The following is a 17,039-nucleotide window of genomic DNA, read 5'->3' as shown; positions in this document are numbered from 1 at the left end:
CTTACTCCGGGAGAACAGGGTTGGCGCCCAGGGCACGCAGCAATGGCCAATCGAGGGTGATCTGGGCGCTCAGGCCCGTTGTCTTCGGGGCAGCATCCAGATCGGGAGTTGGGTTGTGCCATAGGCACACGGGCTGCTGCTCATGCAGGGCCCATACGCGGGAAACCTGGTGCCAGAACCCTTCCGGCCATAGGGCTCCGGCCTGCCAGGCATGGCGCAGCGGCAAGGCATCACCCAGGCGCAACCAGAGCTCTCGTCCATCCGGTGCTGACACGCGTAAACGACGCTGCAGGTGTTGCCACAGGTCTTCCACGGCAGCAGTGGTTTCCAGCCAAAGTGCATCGGGGAAATCGCTGCCCTGTTTCCAGGCCTCGTGCACCCTTTCGCCCACTGGCGCCGCCAGGAGAATGGGCCCCGTGTCGGCGATGGCGTCATAGCTGGTTTCGTAGAACAACGGATAAGCCTTGTGCATGGCCCAATGGCGCTTCAGCCAGGCAAAGACATCTGGATAGCGTGCTCCGTCGAAGAGCAGGCAGCCGCTTTCGTTCGGGAGAGTATTCATGCGTCACCCTTCTGACGCTTGCGCGCGGCCTCGCAGACTTCACACACACCAGCGCGTGTACTGCGGAACAGATCGGCCTGTTTGAGCAGGGCTGGGGGCGCCATATCGGCTTGACGCGCTGGAAGAGTGACGAATTCCGCTGGCAACTTCGCAGGCCCAAGCAGCGAGAAATGCGCCGCCTTGATGTTGAAATCCCCCTTGGTGCCCAGCTCGATGCGGTGCGGGTCGAGGGTGATGTAGGTACCGCCAGCGTTAAAGGTGACCTTCTTTCTAGCGGTGATATGGACTTCGTCTTCGGTGCTGACGATGTCCAGCCCCTGGCGGGCTAGCAGTTCCATGCGGTCGTTCTGTGCCTGGATGCTGACCGGTCCCTGGTTGGCGAAGAACTTCATGCCCAGTTTGCGCACGAAGACGCTGATGTTCTGGCCGACGGCGGCGGTAAGGCGCTTGACCACGCTGACGTCCATGCCGCCACCTGCGTTGGCGATCAGGTTCTGTTGTGCGGCCAGCTGCAGGTGATTGCCGCTGGTGAGGGCGATGCCTTGCGGAGCGCTAAGCAAGGCGACGGCGCCTTCGATCTGGTCGAGTTGTTCGTTCATGAACGCGATCTGCGCAAGCACGTTGGCCGGATCGACCTTGACGGTCTCGGCATCGCTGGAGAGCTTCTGCATCTCGTCGCCGGCCTGCTCCAGGCGGGCGATAGCTTCCTGCATGGCCAATACCGGACCCTGCGCGCCGGGCTGCACGTCGGCACTGATGAACACGCCCTTGCCGGCGCGCACTGCGCCCCAGTCATCGGTGTGCAGTTCGAAGCCTTCGCCGCGCTGCTGCCGTTGCGCATCGACCAGATGCCCGAGATTCAGCTGGCTCTTGCCACTGTGTTCGGTGGACAGCTTGATGTGCTCTTTTCCGCGCGAATCGTCCATGCGCAGCTTGTTGTTAGCCGGTGTGCGCAGGACGTTGCGCTTGTAGTTCTTCAGGGTGACGTGGTCGGGGTGCTGGCTGTCGTGGATGGCGTGGGCGATGTAGGGGCGGTCGGGATCGCCGTTTTCGAAGGCGATGCGCACTTCGGTGCCTTGGACCAATGGGAAGTGCATCCCATATGTGTCGCCACTATAGGGGCGCGCCAGGCGGAGCCAGAGTGATTCGCGTCCGGCAGGCCACGTATCTCTGTCGAACAGGAAGTGGCACTTGTAGCGGCCTTGCATGTCGATGTGACCGTACAGGTCGTTCGGCTCGGGGCTGGTGACGCGGGCCGGAAGGGTGCCGGCGATCACCGGTTTGGCCGGCACTTCGGGGCGGAAGCAAACCTGCTCGTCGTAGGGGATGGCCTCGAACTGCACCTCGAAGCTGCGGTCGCGGGCGGCGCTGCTGTGCATGTGGATAATGACCGCGCCCGGCGCGAAGTGTTTGCCTACGCCGTCGAGTTTCACTATCTGTCCGGGAAGGAGTGTAGGACTGCTGGTGAAACCGGTCAGGCGCGTGCGCGCATTGAGGTAGCGTTCGTGGGCAAGGCGCGCGTAGAAGTAGCCGCTCTCGCTTTCCAGATCTTCATCCTGGGCGTAGGCATCGCCCAGCGTCTGATGCGGCTCGCCGTAGAGGTAGGCCTCGCCGTAGGTGGTTTTCGGCGATTTGAGCAGGTCGACGCTGGCGTCCAGTTGAGCGCCAGCGTCACGGTAGTCGTAGGCACGATTGCTGACTCGTTGCATGACCAGTCCATGGCCGCTCTGCAGGCTCCAGACGGCGTCCCGGCCGCTGGATTCCAGCGACGATAGCGGGCGCAATGGCAAGGGCGACGCGGGCAGGTAATGACGCTGGTCGTCGTGGAACTCCACCGTCTCGATGCGTAGCTCCGGGTTCATCGAGAAGCGATACCAGATGCCCACTTCGGCCGTCAGGCGCTGGATGAAGGCGAGATCATCCTCGCCGTACTGCATCACCTGCTCGCGTTGCGGATACTCGCGGGTCAGTTCGAAGAGGAAATCCTGCCCTTCGAAGTCGTTACGGCGCAGCACCTGCTCGACGATCTCCGGCACGCTCTGGTTCTGGTAAATGCGGTACTGGCGGGCGAGGCCCAGCAGCGTCAGGCGGGGTACGAAAGTCACCTCATAGCGGGATTCGTCCCTTGACATGGACAGCAGGGAAAAGCGGCTGATCGTGCCGTACAGCGTGCGCAAGGGCGGAGCGATTGGCGGCGTATAGCCGGGGATGCCCAATTGCTCGGGCGGCGCGCGCAGGCTGAAGCTGGCGTCCTTGCAAAGGAAGGTGTCGGCAGGCAGATCGCGGTGGGTACTGGTGAATTCGATGCGGTAGGTGAAGGGCTGGCTGAGGGCTTCATCGCCGCTGAAGGCCAGGATATCGAGCGGCGCATCGACGTCCCTGACCTTGAGGGTATGACGGCTGTGATCGAAGAAGTGGTGGGCGGCGTTGATGAGCATGGCGGACGTCCGTTCCAGGGGAACGGTCATCCCACCAGTTAGGCGGCAGCCTTGTCAGTCGGACCGGTCCGTAAAGGGCGTCTGATCGGTCGCGTGTCATGCCCAAGCCAGAATCCCTCCGTCCGGCCTGTTCACGAGCGATTCAGCGAAGTCTGCGCACAGCTCAGCCGCCCGCCAGAGCCCCGTGGAGGAACAGTTGCTCCAGTACCTGGGCGGAGCTGGAGCTGGCCGCGCGGCCGTAGCGCTCGGCGTCGACCATGCCGTAGAGCATGGAGAGGAACAGTTCGGTAAACACCGCGGCAGTGATGTCGATGCGCAGTACGCCGCTTTGCTGGGCGCGCAGAAAGAAGGCGTCCACTGCTTCGGTGTAGTAGCTCCAGCGCTCGGTGGTGGCGGCCATGTCGAAGTTCTCCGCGCGGTACTGGAACAGCAGGAAGTTCAGCATGTCGCGGTGCTTGAGGTGCTCGGCAATCAGCTGGCGCAGCGCCGCCAGCGGTTCGGCCTGCTGCAGCTCGGAGGCCTCGAGGATCTGCCGGATCACCACATGCCCGTAGTCCTCCAGCATCGTCATCAGCCCATCGCGGGTACCGCAGAAGCGGTGCAGCGTGGCCTTGCTCACCCCTGCCGATTCCGCCAGCTCCTTCAGCGTCGCCCGCGGGCGGTCGACGATGGCAACGGCCAGCGCCTTGAGCAGACGTTCATCGTGGGCAGAGAGAGTCATTCGGGGCCTCTTGTCAGGTGGGCAGATCGTCTCATTGTGCAGAAAGAGACCTCTCTTTTGAAAGGTCATGGCACATTTTATACGCCACAGGAGCAAATGAGACATTCTTGACTCATTTCGGATTTGAAAGGATCATACGCACCTTTCCAGATAGATGAGACCCGGGTGAATCATGGGCAGGTTGCGTGCAGTAGGGACGATCAGTGCTTTGGTAGCGGCGCTGGCACTGGCAGGTTGCGGACAGTCCGGCGAGCCGCCGGCAGCCGCTGAGACGGCGCGCCCGGTGGATGTGGTGGCGATCGCGACCGAGCCCCTCACCCTGACGTCGGAGTTGCCGGGGCGTATCGAGCCGATGCGCGTCGCCGAAGTGCGCGCGCGGGTCGCGGGCATCGTGGTGCAGAAGCGCTTCGAGGAAGGTGCTGACGTGAAGGCCGGCGACCTGCTGTTCCAGATCGACCCGGCGCCGTTGAAAGCCGCCGTGTCCCGCGCCGAAGGCGAACTGGCGCGCGCCCAGGCCGCACAGCAGGAAGCCCAGGCGCGGGTGAAGCGCTACGAGCCGCTGGTGAAGATCGAAGCGGTCAGCCAGCAGGACTTCGATACCGCCACCGCCGACCTGCGCAGCGCCCAGGCTTCGGTGCGCTCGGCCCAGGCCGACCTGGAAACCGCCCGCCTGAACCTGGGCTATGCCTCGGTCAAGGCGCCGATTTCCGGGCGCATCGGCCGTGCGCTGGTGACCGAAGGCGCACTGGTCGGCCAGGGCGACGCCACGCTGATGGCGCGCATCCAGCAACTCGATCCGATCTACGCCGACTTCACCCAGCCGGTGGCCGATGCCCTGCGCCTACGTGAAGCGCTCAAGAGCGGCAACCTCCCCGCCGGACAGAGCCAGGCCCTGAGCCTGCGCGTCGAAGGCACGCAGTACGAGCGCCAGGGCGAGCTGCTGTTCACCGATATCTCGGTGGACCGCGGCACCGGCCAGGTCTCGCTTCGCGGCACGTTCGACAACGCCGACGGCCTGCTGCTGCCGGGCATGTACGTGCGCGTTACCGCCCCGCAGGGCACCGACGCCAAGGCCATCCTGATACCGCAACGCGCCGTGCAGCGCGCCACTGATGGCACCGCCCACGTACTGGTGATCGGCGAAGGCAGCCGCGTCGAGACCCGCCAGGTGCAGACCGGCGCCATGCAGGGTTCGCGCTGGCAGATCAGCCAGGGCCTGGCCAGCGGCGACCAGGTCATCGTCGGCGGCCTCACCGGCCTGCAGCCGGGCGCCAAGGTCGAAGCCCGTCACGCCCAGGAGCAACAGCAGGCATCGCGCCAGTAAGGCGAGGATCGCCGCGAGGAATTCCCCATGTCACTGTTCTTCATCAAGCGCCCCAACTTCGCGTGGGTGGTGGCGCTGTTCATTTCCCTGGCCGGCCTGCTGGCCATCCCGCTGCTGCCGGTGGCCCAGTACCCCAGCGTGGCGCCGCCGCAGATCACCGTCACCGCCACCTACCCCGGTGCCTCGGCGCAGGTCCTGGTGGACTCGGTCACCAGCGTGATCGAGGAGGAGCTCAACGGCGCCAAGGGCCTGCTCTACTTCGAGTCCACCAGCAACTCCAACGGCATGGCCGAAGTGGTGGTCACCTTCCAGCCCGGCACCAACCCGGAGCTGGCCCAGGTGGACGTGCAGAACCGCCTGAAGAAGGCCGAGGCGCGCATGCCCCAGGCCGTGCTCACGCAGGGGCTGGAGGTCGAGCAGACCAGCGCCGGCTTCCTGCTGATCTACGCACTCAACTACAAGGAAGGCTCCGCGCGCACCGATACCACCGCCCTGGGCGACTATGCCGCACGCAACATCAATAACGAGCTGCGCCGCGTACAAGGCGTCGGCAAGCTGCAGTTCTTCTCCTCCGAAGCCGCCATGCGGGTGTGGATCGACCCGCAGAAACTGGTCGGCTACGGGCTGTCCATCGATGACGTGGGCAACGCCATTCGCGGGCAGAACGTGCAGGTGCCGGCCGGCAGCTTCGGCGCCTCCCCCGGCAGCACCGAGCAGGAGCTGACCGCCACCCTCGCCGTGAAAGGCACACTGGACGACCCGGCGGAGTTCGGCCGCATCGTCCTGCGCGCCAACCCGGACGGCTCCACCGTCAAGCTCGCCGACGTGGCGCGCCTGGAAGTGGGCAGCGAAAGCTACAACTTCACCGCACGTCTGGACGGCAAGCCCACCGTGGCCGGCGCCATCCAGCTCTCCCCCGGCGCCAACGCGCTGCAGACCGCAGCGCTGGTGAAGGAACGCCTGGCCGAGCTGTCAGTGAACTTCCCTGACGACGTCGAATACTCAGTGCCCTATGACACCTCGCGCTTCGTCGACGTAGCCATCGAGAAGGTGATCCACACCCTGCTCGAAGCCATGGTTCTGGTGTTCCTGGTGATGTTCCTGTTCCTGCAGAACGTGCGCTACACGCTGATCCCGGCCATCGTGGTGCCGGTATGCCTGCTCGGCACGTTGACGATGATGTACCTGCTGGGCTTCTCGGTGAACATGATGACCATGTTCGGCATGGTGCTGGCCATCGGCATCCTGGTGGACGACGCCATCGTGGTGGTGGAGAACGTCGAGCGGATCATGGCCGAGGAAGGCCTCTCCCCGGCCGCCGCCACGGTCAAGGCGATGGGCCAGGTGTCCGGTGCGATCATCGGCATCACCCTGGTGCTGTCGGCGGTGTTCATGCCGCTGGCGTTCATGGCCGGTTCCGTGGGCGTGATCTACCAGCAGTTCTCCCTGTCGCTGGCGGTGTCGATCCTGTTCTCCGGCTTCCTCGCCCTGACCTTCACCCCGGCGCTGTGCGCGACGCTGCTCAAGCCGATCCCGGAAGGTCACCACGAGAAACGCGGCTTCTTCGGTGCGTTCAACCGTGGCTTCAACCGCCTGACCGAACGCTACACCCTGCTCAATACTGCGCTGGTGAAACGCGCCGGGCGCTACATGCTGATCTACGCCGGCATCGTCGCCCTGCTCGGCTACAGCTACCTGCGGCTGCCGGAATCCTTCGTGCCGGTGGAAGACCAGGGCTACATGATCGTCGACATCCAGCTGCCGCCGGGTGCCACCCGCGCGCGTGCCGATGTTACCGGCCAGGAGCTGGAGCAGTTCCTCAAGTCCCGCGAAGCCGTGGCCTCGTCCTTCCTGGTGATGGGCTTCAGCTTCTCCGGCATGGGCGAGAACGCCGCGCTGGCCTTCCCGACGCTGAAGGACTGGTCCGTGCGCGACAAATCGCAGTCCGCCGAAGCGGAAACCGCAGCGATCAACGAGCGTTTCGCCGGCATCAGCGACGGCGCGATCATGGCCGTGACCCCGCCGCCGATCGATGGTCTGGGCAACTCCGGCGGCTTCTCGCTGCGCCTGCAGGACCGCGCCGGCCTCGGCCGTGAAGCGCTGCTGGCGGCCCGCGACCAGTTGCTCGGCGAAGCCAACGGCAACCCGAAGATCCTCTACGCCATGATGGAAGGCCTCGCCGAAGCCCCCCAGCTGCGCCTGGAGATCGACCGCGAGAAGGCACGCACCCTGGGCGTCAGCTTCGAGTCCATCAGCAGCGCGCTGTCCACCGCCTTCGGCTCCGCGGTGATCAATGACTTCGCCAACGCCGGCCGCCAGCAGCGCGTGGTGGTGCAGGCCGAACAGGGCGACCGGATGACCCCGGAAGCCGTGCTCAAGCTCTACGTGCCCAACAGCGCCGGCGAGCTGGTGCCACTGTCCGCCTTCGTCAGCACCCGCTGGGAAGAAGGCCCGGTGCAGCTGGCGCGCTACAACGGCTATCCGTCGATCCGCATCTCCGGCGACGCCGCCCCGGGCGTCAGCACCGGCGAGGCCATGGCGGAAATGCAGCGTCTGGTCAGTGAGCTGCCGGCCGGCATCGGCTACGAGTGGACCGGCCTCTCCTACCAGGAGAAGGTCGCCAGCGGCCAGGCCACCCAACTGTTCGCCCTGGCGATCCTGGTGGTGTTCCTGCTACTGGTGGCGCTCTACGAGAGCTGGGCGATCCCGCTGTCGGTGATGCTCATCGTGCCCATCGGCGCCCTCGGCGCGGTGCTGGCGGTGACGGTCACCGGGCTGCCCAACGACGTGTACTTCAAGGTCGGCCTGATCACCATCATTGGTCTTGCGGCGAAGAACGCGATCCTCATCGTCGAATTCGCCAAGGAACTCTGGGAACAGGGCCACAGCCTGCGCGACGCCGCGATCCAGGCCGCGCGCCTGCGCTTCCGCCCGATCATCATGACTTCCATGGCCTTCATCCTCGGCGTGGTGCCGCTGGTGGTCGCCAGCGGAGCCGGCGCCGCCAGCCAGCGCGCCATCGGCACCGGGGTGATCGGCGGGATGCTCAGCGCCACGCTGCTGGGGGTGATCTTCGTGCCCATCTGCTTCGTCTGGATGCTGTCGCTACTGCGTCGCCAACCCACACCTGCGCATCAACCCACGGAGGCCGCGCAATGACCACCCTGCGCAAACCTGCCTTTACCGTCAGCAGCCTGCTGCTGGCGATGGTCCTGGCCGGATGCTCCATGGCGCCCACCTACGAGCGCCCCGAAGCACCGGTAGCACAGAGCTGGAGCGGCCCCGCCGCCCAGCCCGGTGCCGCGGCCAGCAACCTCGACTGGCAGACCTTCATCGTCGACAGCGAACTGCGCGAACTGGTGAACGTCGCCCTGGACAACAACCGCTCGCTGCGCCAGACCCTGCTGGACATCGAGCAGGCCCGCGCGCAGTACCGCATCCAGCGCGCCGACCGCGTGCCCGGCCTGAGCGGCGCCGCCAACGGCAACCGCCAGCGGCTGCCGGCGGACCTGTCCAACAGCGGCAGTTCGGCGGTGAGCAGCAGTTACCAGGTCGGTCTGGCGCTGCCCGAATACGAACTGGACCTGTTCGGCCGGGTGAAGAGCCTGACCGACGCCGCGCTGGAGCAGTACCTCTCCACCGAGGAAGCCGCCCGTAGTGCGCGCATCGCGCTGATCGCCGAAGTAAGCCAAGCCTACCTTACCTACGACGGTGCCCAGCGCCGCCACTTGCTCACCGAGCAGACCCTGGCCAGCCGCGAGGATTCGCTGGGCCTGATCAGCCAGCGGCGCACCGCTGGCGCGGCCACGGCGCTGGACTATCAGGAAGCGCTGGGGCTGGTCGAACAGTCCCGCGCGGAACTGGAAAGCAATGCGCGGCAGAAACAGCAGGCGCTCAATGCCCTGGTGCTGCTGCTTGGCACTGCCGACGCGGCCAAGCGAATCCCGCAGGTGCCGCAGGACAAGCCGATGCTGATCCAGGACATTGCGCCGGGCACCCCGTCCGAGCTGATCGAGCGGCGCCCGGACATCCTCGCCGCCGAGCACGTGCTCAAGGCGCGCAACGCCGACATCGGCGCGGCCCGCGCGGCGTTCTTCCCGCGCATCAGCCTGACCGGGAGCTTCGGCACCTCCAGCGCGGAGATGTCCGGGTTGTTCGACGGCGGCTCGCGTTCGTGGAGCTTCGTGCCGACCCTGTCGCTGCCGATCTTCGATGCCGGCCGCAACAGCGCCAACCTGGACCTGGCCAAGGTGCGCAAGGACTCGGCGGTTGCCGCCTACGAAGGCACCATCCAGACGGCGTTCCGGGAAGTGGCCGACGCCCTCGCGGCGACCGACACCCTGCGCCGCGAGGAAGCCGCGCGCAGGGCTTTGGCCAACACCACCAACGAAACCCTGAAGCTGGCCAAGGCACGCTACGAAGGCGGCGTCGACAGCCACCTGCGCTACCTCGACGCGCAGCGCAGCAACTTCGTCAACGAGTCGGCCTACATCGAGACCAGCACCCAGCGGCAGATCGCCCTGGTGGACCTGTTCCGCGCCCTCGGCGGCGGCTGGAGCGGAGGCGTCACGGCGCAGCGCTGATCTTCTGCCCTGCAGCGGCGGATAACGCCAAAAGCGTTATTCGCCCTACGAACAACCGGCTCGGGCCGGCGCGGCGTGTAGGGCGTATAACCCGGAACGGGTTATCCGCAGCTGGGCGATCAGCCGCCGAACACCGGCCGGAAGAAACTGCGCTCGTAGCTGAGGATGCAACGGGTTTCCTCCGCATAACGGAACGCGGCCTGGCACTCGGGATCGTCCATGGACCGCTGCCGGTAGCTTTCGTACTCGGCCAGGCTGGGGAAGGTGAACATCGCCAGGGCAATGTTGCTGGCACCCTCCGAAGGCAAAAAGTAACCGTGGTGCTGGCCGCCGAAGCGTTCCACCAGGGGGATCCATAGCCGGCCGTAGTGTTCGAACTCCTTGAGCTTGTACGGGTCCAGCACGTAACGCAGGTAACAGGTGACCATCTTGCCGACTCTCTTCTTCCATTGAATGGGACGGCCACTGTACCGGGCAATGCCGTTGATCGGTACAGGGAATCGACCTTGCGCGAGTGCTCTGTCCTTTATCACCCCGTCCGGCTCGATAGCCCGGTAGACTGGCCCCACCTTCATCCTCACCGGGGGCGCGATGCCCCTTCCCACGGGCGCTGGCGCAAGGCTGGCGCGGAGCACAAAGGCATGTACTTCGATATCTTTCTCGACCTCTTCGCGGCGCTCGCCTTCGGCGCGATGATCGGCATGGAGCGCCAGTGGCGCCAGCGCTTCACCGGCGTCGCCACCCACGGCCTGGTCGCCCTCGGTGCGGCCACCTTCGCCACCCTGCCCTTCCTCATGGGCGCAGAAGACCAGGTGGTGCGAATGTCCGCCCAGGTGGTCACCGGCATCGGCTTCCTTGGCGCCGGCGTGATCATGCGCGACGGTCTCAGCGTGCGCGGCCTGAGCACCGCCGCCACCATCTGGTGCACCGGCGCGGTGGGCGTGCTGGCAGGCAGCGGATTCCTCGCCGCGGCGTTGGTCGCCACGCTGCTCATCGTGCTGTGCAATCTCACCCTGCCCTCGGTGACCCGCTGGATCCAGCGTCACGCCCCCATCGAACCGAGCAGCGAGCGCTACTACACGGTCCAGGCGGTCACCGAGGCCCATCAGGAAGCACTGGTGCGCTCCACCCTGCTGCGCCGCCTCAGCGCCAATGGCCTCACCCTGCAGAGCCTGGAAAGCCATGCGCGCAAGACCGGTGGCGACGTGGAAGTGGCGGCTCTGGTACTGGCCCCCAACGACAAGGACAGCCTGCTTGAGTCGCTGGTTGGCGAGCTGGCCCTGGCGCCCTACGTATCGGCGGCCAGCTGGTCGGTCAGCGACGGGCCGCAGTGAACATCGCGCAATGAAAAAGGGAGCCCGTGGGCTCCCTTTTTTCGTCTCGTCTCGCGTCAGGCGAAGACGAAATACTTGCGCACCGTCTCGACTACTTCCCAGGTGCCCTTCATGCCCGGCTCGATGACGAACACGTCACCGGCGCGCAGATGGATCGGCTGCTCGCCCTCGGGGGTGATGACGCAGTAGCCGTCGAGGAAGTGGCAGTACTCCCACTTCTCGTAGTTCACCTCGAACTTGCCGGGTGTGCAGATCCAGGTGCCCATGATCTTGCTGCCGTCCGCCGATAGGTAGGCGTTGAGGTTGACGGTGTGAGGGTCGCCGCCGATGCGCTTCCACTTGGTGGCGTCCAGCACGGGCGTCGGGCAGGTATCGCGCAGCACGGTGATGAAATCGGACATGACAGCTCCAGGTCGTTGCAGTGAAGGTCCGCCACCCTAGCCACGAACCGCCGTCGGCAGTTGCCTGGATTCGACATCGATATGTCTGCCAGCGCTGCCCGTCCCGCTCTCATTCCTTGCTGACAGATTTGTCATCCGCCGCTCACCTGCCCGTTATCCGCGCTCCTACACGATGCCCGTGGCCCTCGCCACGCCTGGGCGAAAACAACAACAGCAGGCGGTCACCAACCATCCTGCCCTTAGGAGCACATCATGTACCAAAGCAAATTTCCGCTGGCGGCTTCGCTGCTGGTTCTGGGGGTCGCTTCGCCGAGCGTCTTCGCCGAGGCTGAGACCAAGGAGAAAGCAGAAGGCTTCCTCGAAGGTGCCAGCCTGGAAGTCCTCAACCGTAACCTCTACTTCAACCGTGACGCCCGCCACGGCCAGTCCGTGCCGCCGCGCGGCAACGGCTACTCGGAAGTCTGGGCCCAGGGGATCGTCGGCAAGTTCGAATCCGGCTTTACCCAGGGCACGGTCGGCGTGGGCGTCGACGCCTTCGCCATGGTTGGCTTCCAGCTCGACACCGGCGACGGACGCAACGGCGCCGGCAGCTCGGTGGACGTGCTGCCCACCGACAACGACGGACGCACCGAGAGCGACTACGCCAAGGCCGGCGGTGCGGCCAAGGTGCGCCTGTGGGACACCGTGCTGAAGGTCGGCGACGTGTTCCCGGAGACTCCCGTGGTGCACTACGGCGACTCGCGTCTGCTGCCCGAATCCTTCCGTGGCTTCACCCTCCAGAACACCACTCTCGAAGGCCTGACGCTGCAAGGCGGCCGTCTACACGCGATGAGCCAGCCACAGTCGCGGCAGATGGACGACGGCTTCGCCACCTTCTATGCCGGCCCGGTGGAATCGGCCTGGCTCGCCTACGGCGGCGGCGACTACGCCATCAACGATAACGCCAGCGTCAGCCTCTACAGCAGCCGCCTGAAGGACGCCTGGAACCAGTACTACTTCGGCACCGCGCTGAACTTCCCGCTCAGCGAGGCCGTGGAACTGTTCGGCGGCCTCAACTACTACAAGTCGCAGGATGAAGGCCGCGAGCTGCTCGGCGAGTTCAACACCAACATCTGGAGCGCCAGCGCCGGCGTGCATTTCGGCGCCCACCGCATCGCCGTCAGCCACCAGCGCAACAACGGCAACAACGACTTCGACTACCTGCGCCAGGCCGACTCGATCTATCTGGACAACTCCATCCAGTACAGCGACTTCAACTCGCCGAAGGAGCGCTCATGGATGGTCCGCTACGACCTCGACATGGCCACCTACGGCGTACCCGGCCTGAGCTTCATGACCCGCTACGCCCGCGGCACCGACGCCGATTACTCCAACGCCAACGCCGTGTATATGCGTCGCGACGACAGCGGCGACCCGCTCACGGACCAGAAGCGCTGGGAGCGCGATATCGAGGCCAGGTACGTGTTTCAGGAAGGTCAGCTCAAGGACCTGTCCGTTCGCGTGCGCCAGGCGACCACCCGCGCCACAGCCTTCGAATCTGACCTGGACGAAGTGCGGCTGATCGTCGAATACCCGCTGGCGATTCTCTGATGCCCCTCGCGTGGCGGGCGGATGACAGAATTGTCAGCTGTGACTCAGCCTCCCGTTAGGCGCGCCTGCGTATAACGGAAGTCATCACCGCCCCCAAGGCTCCTGGTGATGATTTCCCCGCAGCACTGCTCCTCTCCCTGGCGCTCCACGTGCCCTTTGGGGGGAGAGGAACTCTCGGCGCCCGCATGGGCGCCTTTTTTTTGCGCCGCGAAAACGCTCCCTGCCATTGCCTTGAAGCGAGACTGTAGGAGCGAGCTTGCTCGCGAACCGCACTCTGCCCCCCTCCCCGGCAAGTACGCTTGCAGGATGGGGCGGGCGGCGTTCCACGAGCGAAGCGATACCCATCGATTCCAGCGCTCCGACTCCGACAGCATAGGTATCGCTGCGCTCCACACCATCCTACGTTCGCGCTCCGCCGTGATTTCGATGGAGCCAGTAGGGCGCATAACGCGCCAGCATTATCCGCCGCCGTGGTATCGGCGGATAACCCGTTCCGGGTTATTCGCCCTACGCAAACATCGGCTCTCGCTTTTGCTCTTGAGGTCTTCCAGAGAAATTTTCGCACACGCCGAATGCTCCGTTCAGGAGGCCTCGTTGAAGCGGAGTTTCAGGGGTTGAGCGACATGGATGTCGCGAGAGCGCTGTCGGGCCAGGGATGGCCCGTCGAGGGGGACGCCAAGTTCGGGCCCTGAAACTTCGCTTCAACGAGGGTATTTTTCGCCCCAAGCGAAAAACCGGATGTCCGGGGCAAGACCTTTGCCTACTTTGGGTGGGGCGGCCATCCGTCGTTTGCCAAAGTGGGTTGCCCGAGGGGGCGAAACCAGAAGCCCGCGCGCACGCCAATGCGGCGCTGAAACAACCAAGCCCAGGCAGCAGGCCCGTAACACCAGAGCAAAGGAAAGGGCCGGCGTCTAAGAGAGCGAGCAAGACGTCAGGCCCCCTGCCCCTCCTCATCCCGCCGATGCATCCACCGATACAACGCCGGCAGCACCAGCAGCGTCAGCGTGGTAGAGGACAGGATGCCGCCAATCACCACCGTCGCCAGTGGCCGCTGCACTTCCGCCCCCGTGCCCGTCGCCAAGGCCATGGGCACGAAGCCCAGCGAGGCCACCAGCGCCGTCATCAGCACCGGGCGCAAGCGCGTCAGGGCGCCCTCGCGGATCGCCGCGTCGAGGTTGCGCCCCTCCTCCCGCAGGCTGCGAATAAAGGAGATCATCACCAGGCCGTTGAGCACCGCCACCCCCGACAGCGCGATGAAACCGACGCAGGCGGAGATCGACAAGGGAATATCGCGCAGCCATAGCGCGACCACGCCGCCGGTGAGGGCGAAAGGAATCCCGGTGAACACCAGCAGCCCGTCGCGGACGTTGTTGAACATCATAAGCAGCAGGGTGAATACCAGCAGCAGCGCCACCGGCACCACGATCTGCAGGCGTTGCGCCGCCGACTGCAACTGCTCGAACTGGCCGCCCCATGTGGTCCAGTAACCGGCCTGCAGCTTCACCTGCTGCTCGATGTTGCCACTGGCCTCGGAGACGAACGAGCCGATATCCCGCCCACGTACGTTGGCGCTGACCACCACCAGACGCTTGCCGTTCTCACGGCTGACCTGGTTCGGCCCCTGCACCAATTCCAGGCGCGCCACTTCGCCCAGGGTGATGAAGCCGATGCGCGAGTCGGTGGCGTTGGCCGGCGCTGGCACCGGGATGAGCATGCGTGACAGCGCGTCGATATCGCTGCGCAGGTTTTCCGGCAGACGCACGATCAGGTCGAAGCGGCGGTCGCCCTCGAACAGCGTGCCCGCCTCACGGCCACCGATGGCCACGGCGACGTTTTCCTGGATGTCACCGACATTCAGCCCATAGCGCGCTGCTCGCTGACGGTCGATGTTGACGGTGAGCACCGGCAGGCCGCTTGTCTGCTCGACCTTCACCTCGGACGAGCCCTGCACCTGACGTAATACACCGGCAATCTGCTCGGCAGTCTTGTTCAGCACGTCCATATCATCGCCGAAGACCTTCACCGCCACGTCGCTGCGCACCCCGGAAATCAGCTCGTTGAAACGCAGCTGGATCGGCTGCGACAACTCGTAGGCGCTGCCCGGCACGCCGTTGGCTGCCTCCTGGATTTCCGCCTCCAGCTGCGCGCGGCTCTTCTTCGGGTCGGGCCACTGCTCCTTGGGCTTGAGCATCACGTAGGCGTCGGAAATGTTAGGCGGCATCGGGTCGGAGGCGATCTCCGCGGTGCCGGTGCGGCTGAACATGCGCTGCACCTCAGGCACCTTGTCGAGCACCTGGCGCTCGAGCCTTTCCTGCATGGCCACCGATTGCGACAGGCTGGTCCCCGGCGTGCGCAGCGATTGCAGGGCGAAGTCGCCCTCGCCCAGGCTGGGCACGAACTCGCTGCCCATACGACTGGCGAGCAGCCCGGAAAGCACCACCAGCACGGCAGCGCTGGCAATTACCAGCGCGCGACGCGCCATCACCCAGTCCAGCACCGGCTCGTAGGCGCGGCGCGCACCGCGCATCAGCAGGTTCTCCTCTTCCTTGACCTTGCCGGTGATGAACAGCGCGATGGCCGCCGGCACAAAGGTCACCGAGAGGATCATCGCGCCCAGCAGCGCCAGCACCACGGTGAAGGCCATGGGGTGGAACATTTTCCCCTCGACGCCGGTCAGCGCGAAGATCGGCAGGTACACCACCATGATGATCAGCTGGCCGTAGATCAGCGCCCGGCGCGCTTCCTTCGACGCGGCGAAGACTTCGTGCAGGCGTTCGCTGCGGGTCAGCATGCGGCCGTGGTGCTGCTGCGCGTGCGCCAGGCGGCGGATAGCGTTCTCGACTATCACCACGGCGCCATCGACGATGATGCCGAAGTCCAGCGCGCCGAGGCTCATCAGGTTGGCGCTGATGCGATTGCCGAACATGCCGGTGAAGGTGAACAACATGGCCAGCGGGATCACCATGGCGGTGATCAGCGCCGCGCGGATGTTGCCGAGGAACAGGAACAGCACCGCGATCACCAGGATCGCACCCTCGGTAAGGTTGCGTTTGACCGTGGCGATGGCCTTGTCCACCAGTTGCGTACGGTCGTAGACGGTCACCGCCTTGACCCCGGCCGGCAGCGTACGGTTGATCTCGTCGAGCTTGGCGGCGGCGGCCTTGGCGACGGTACGGCTGTTCTCGCCAATCAGCATGAACACCGTGCCGAGCACCACTTCGCGGCCATCCTCGGTGGCGGCACCGGTACGCAACTCGCGGCCGAGATCGACCTCGGCAATGTTGCGCAGGCGTATCGGCGTGCCGTCGACATTGGCCACCACGATATTGGCGATGTCCTCCAGGCTGCCCACCTGCCCCGGTGCGCGCACCAGCAACTGCTCGCCGTTGCGCTCGATGTAGCCGGCGCCGACGTTGGCGTTGTTGCGCTCCAGCGCAGCGATCACATCCGCCAGGGTCAACCGGTAGGCCGCCAGCCGGCGGGTATCGGGCGCAACCTGGAACTGCTTGGCGAAGCCGCCGATGGTGTTCACCTCGGCGACGCCGGGCACGTTGCGCAGCTGCGGCTTGATCACCCAGTCCTGGATCACCCGCAGGTCGGTCGGCGTGTACTCGCTGCCGTCCTCCTTGCGCGCGCCCGGCTCGGCCTCGATGGTCCACAGGAAGATTTCCCCGAGGCCGGTGGAGATCGGCCCCATGGCCGACTCGACGCCCTCGGGCAGTTGCTCGCGCGCCTGCTGCAAGCGTTCGTTGACCAGTTGGCGGGCGAAGAACAGGTCGGTACCGTCCTTGAAGATCACCGTCACCTGCGACAGCCCCGAGCGCGAGATCGAGCGCGTCTGCTTCAGGCCCGGCAGGCCCGCCATGGCGGTCTCCACCGGGTAGGTGACGCGCTGCTCGGTCTCCAGCGGCGTGAAGCCCGGCGCTGACGTGTTGACCTGCACCTGCACGTTGGTGATGTCGGGCACCGCGTCGATGGGCAGCTGCTGGTAGCTGGCGATACCCAGGCCGGCCATGCCGAGGACAGCGAGCAGCACGAGATAGCGCTGCTCAATGGCGAAACGAATGATGCGTTCGAACATGGTCT

At 65.4% G+C, this 17,039-nt stretch carries 11 protein-coding genes; 5 read left to right on the top strand and 6 right to left on the bottom strand.

Translation table 11 applies throughout. The annotated features are described in order from the left end of the window. Position 1 precedes the first annotated feature (1 nt). The 3 genes from IB274_RS05100 to IB274_RS05090 all read right to left on the bottom strand — a co-directional run bounded on the left by IB274_RS05100 (position 2) and on the right by IB274_RS05090 (position 3,721). A complete protein-coding gene (locus IB274_RS05100) occupies positions 2 to 562 on the bottom strand; it encodes a DUF4123 domain-containing protein (RefSeq protein ID WP_192430972.1) in 561 nt (186 codons plus the stop codon). Further along, a complete protein-coding gene (locus tag IB274_RS05095) occupies positions 559 to 3,000 on the bottom strand; it encodes a type VI secretion system Vgr family protein (protein ID WP_192430971.1) in 2,442 nt (813 codons plus the stop codon). The genes IB274_RS05100 and IB274_RS05095 overlap by 4 nt, the downstream gene beginning before the upstream one ends. Before the next feature lie 163 nt (positions 3,001 to 3,163). Further along, positions 3,164 to 3,721, bottom strand: coding sequence for a TetR/AcrR family transcriptional regulator (locus IB274_RS05090; protein WP_192430970.1), 558 nt, complete (start codon positions 3,719 to 3,721; stop codon positions 3,164 to 3,166). A 172-nt stretch (positions 3,722 to 3,893) separates the two neighbouring features. On the opposite strand from IB274_RS05090, the gene IB274_RS05085 reads away from it, so the two are divergent. The 3 genes from IB274_RS05085 to IB274_RS05075 are packed head-to-tail and all read left to right on the top strand — an operon-like array spanning position 3,894 to position 9,628. After that, a complete protein-coding gene (locus IB274_RS05085) occupies positions 3,894 to 5,045 on the top strand; it encodes a MexC family multidrug efflux RND transporter periplasmic adaptor subunit (protein WP_192430969.1) in 1,152 nt (383 codons plus the stop codon). Positions 5,046 to 5,072: 27 nt separating this feature from the next. Continuing rightward, the gene (locus tag IB274_RS05080) at positions 5,073 to 8,204 is read left to right on the top strand and encodes an efflux RND transporter permease subunit (protein ID WP_192430968.1); all 3,132 of its coding nucleotides are present in this window, start codon (positions 5,073 to 5,075) and stop codon (positions 8,202 to 8,204) included. Between the two features lie 5 nt (positions 8,205 to 8,209). Further along, positions 8,210 to 9,628, top strand: coding sequence for an efflux transporter outer membrane subunit (locus IB274_RS05075; protein ID WP_192431467.1), 1,419 nt, complete (start codon positions 8,210 to 8,212; stop codon positions 9,626 to 9,628). A 119-nt stretch (positions 9,629 to 9,747) separates the two neighbouring features. On the opposite strand, the gene IB274_RS05070 is transcribed toward IB274_RS05075, so the two are convergent. Beyond that, the gene (locus IB274_RS05070; protein ID WP_192430967.1) at positions 9,748 to 10,056 is read right to left on the bottom strand and encodes an NIPSNAP family protein; all 309 of its coding nucleotides are present in this window, start codon (positions 10,054 to 10,056) and stop codon (positions 9,748 to 9,750) included. Positions 10,057 to 10,269: 213 nt separating this feature from the next. Between IB274_RS05070 and IB274_RS05065 the strand changes: the two genes are divergently transcribed. Next, the gene (locus IB274_RS05065) at positions 10,270 to 10,962 is read left to right on the top strand and encodes an MgtC/SapB family protein (protein WP_192430966.1); all 693 of its coding nucleotides are present in this window, start codon (positions 10,270 to 10,272) and stop codon (positions 10,960 to 10,962) included. Between the two features lie 56 nt (positions 10,963 to 11,018). On the opposite strand, the gene IB274_RS05060 is transcribed toward IB274_RS05065, so the two are convergent. Next, positions 11,019 to 11,363 carry a cupin domain-containing protein gene (locus IB274_RS05060; protein ID WP_184595441.1) on the bottom strand — a complete coding sequence of 115 codons (345 nt, stop codon included), beginning with the start codon at positions 11,361 to 11,363 and terminating at the stop codon, positions 11,019 to 11,021. A gap of 252 nt (positions 11,364 to 11,615) precedes the next feature. On the opposite strand from IB274_RS05060, the gene IB274_RS05055 reads away from it, so the two are divergent. Next, on the top strand, positions 11,616 to 12,953 hold the full coding sequence (locus IB274_RS05055; protein WP_225614693.1) for an OprD family porin: 1,338 nt from the start codon (positions 11,616 to 11,618) through the stop codon (positions 12,951 to 12,953). A 931-nt stretch (positions 12,954 to 13,884) separates the two neighbouring features. Here IB274_RS05055 and IB274_RS05050 read toward each other — a convergent pair. Beyond that, positions 13,885 to 17,034: a CusA/CzcA family heavy metal efflux RND transporter gene (locus tag IB274_RS05050; RefSeq protein ID WP_192430965.1), complete on the bottom strand. Its 3,150-nt coding sequence runs from the start codon at positions 17,032 to 17,034 to the stop codon at positions 13,885 to 13,887. Positions 17,035 to 17,039 lie beyond the last annotated feature (5 nt).

Origin of the sequence: Pseudomonas sp. PDM18, from assembly GCF_014852585.1 — a bacterium.
Classification (GTDB): domain Bacteria; phylum Pseudomonadota; class Gammaproteobacteria; order Pseudomonadales; family Pseudomonadaceae; genus Pseudomonas.
The sequence above is the reverse complement of the archived record's forward strand: the minus strand, read 5'-3'. Positions and strand labels throughout refer to the sequence as shown.

Bases quoted from the DNA above. Each gene is read 5' to 3' on its own strand.
- IB274_RS05095 (WP_192430971.1), bottom strand. From the start codon at position 3,000: ATGCTCATCAACGCCGCCCACCACTTCTTCGATCACAGCCGTCATACC.
- IB274_RS05100 (WP_192430972.1), bottom strand. From the start codon at position 562: ATGAATACTCTCCCGAACGAAAGCGGCTGCCTGCTCTTCGACGGAGCA.
- IB274_RS05055 (WP_225614693.1), top strand. From the start codon at position 11,616: ATGTACCAAAGCAAATTTCCGCTGGCGGCTTCGCTGCTGGTTCTGGGG.
- IB274_RS05080 (WP_192430968.1), top strand. From the start codon at position 5,073: ATGTCACTGTTCTTCATCAAGCGCCCCAACTTCGCGTGGGTGGTGGCG.
- IB274_RS05050 (WP_192430965.1), bottom strand. From the start codon at position 17,034: ATGTTCGAACGCATCATTCGTTTCGCCATTGAGCAGCGCTATCTCGTG.
- IB274_RS05090 (WP_192430970.1), bottom strand. From the start codon at position 3,721: ATGACTCTCTCTGCCCACGATGAACGTCTGCTCAAGGCGCTGGCCGTT.
- IB274_RS05060 (WP_184595441.1), bottom strand. From the start codon at position 11,363: ATGTCCGATTTCATCACCGTGCTGCGCGATACCTGCCCGACGCCCGTG.
- IB274_RS05070 (WP_192430967.1), bottom strand. From the start codon at position 10,056: ATGGTCACCTGTTACCTGCGTTACGTGCTGGACCCGTACAAGCTCAAG.
- IB274_RS05065 (WP_192430966.1), top strand. From the start codon at position 10,270: ATGTACTTCGATATCTTTCTCGACCTCTTCGCGGCGCTCGCCTTCGGC.
- IB274_RS05085 (WP_192430969.1), top strand. From the start codon at position 3,894: ATGGGCAGGTTGCGTGCAGTAGGGACGATCAGTGCTTTGGTAGCGGCG.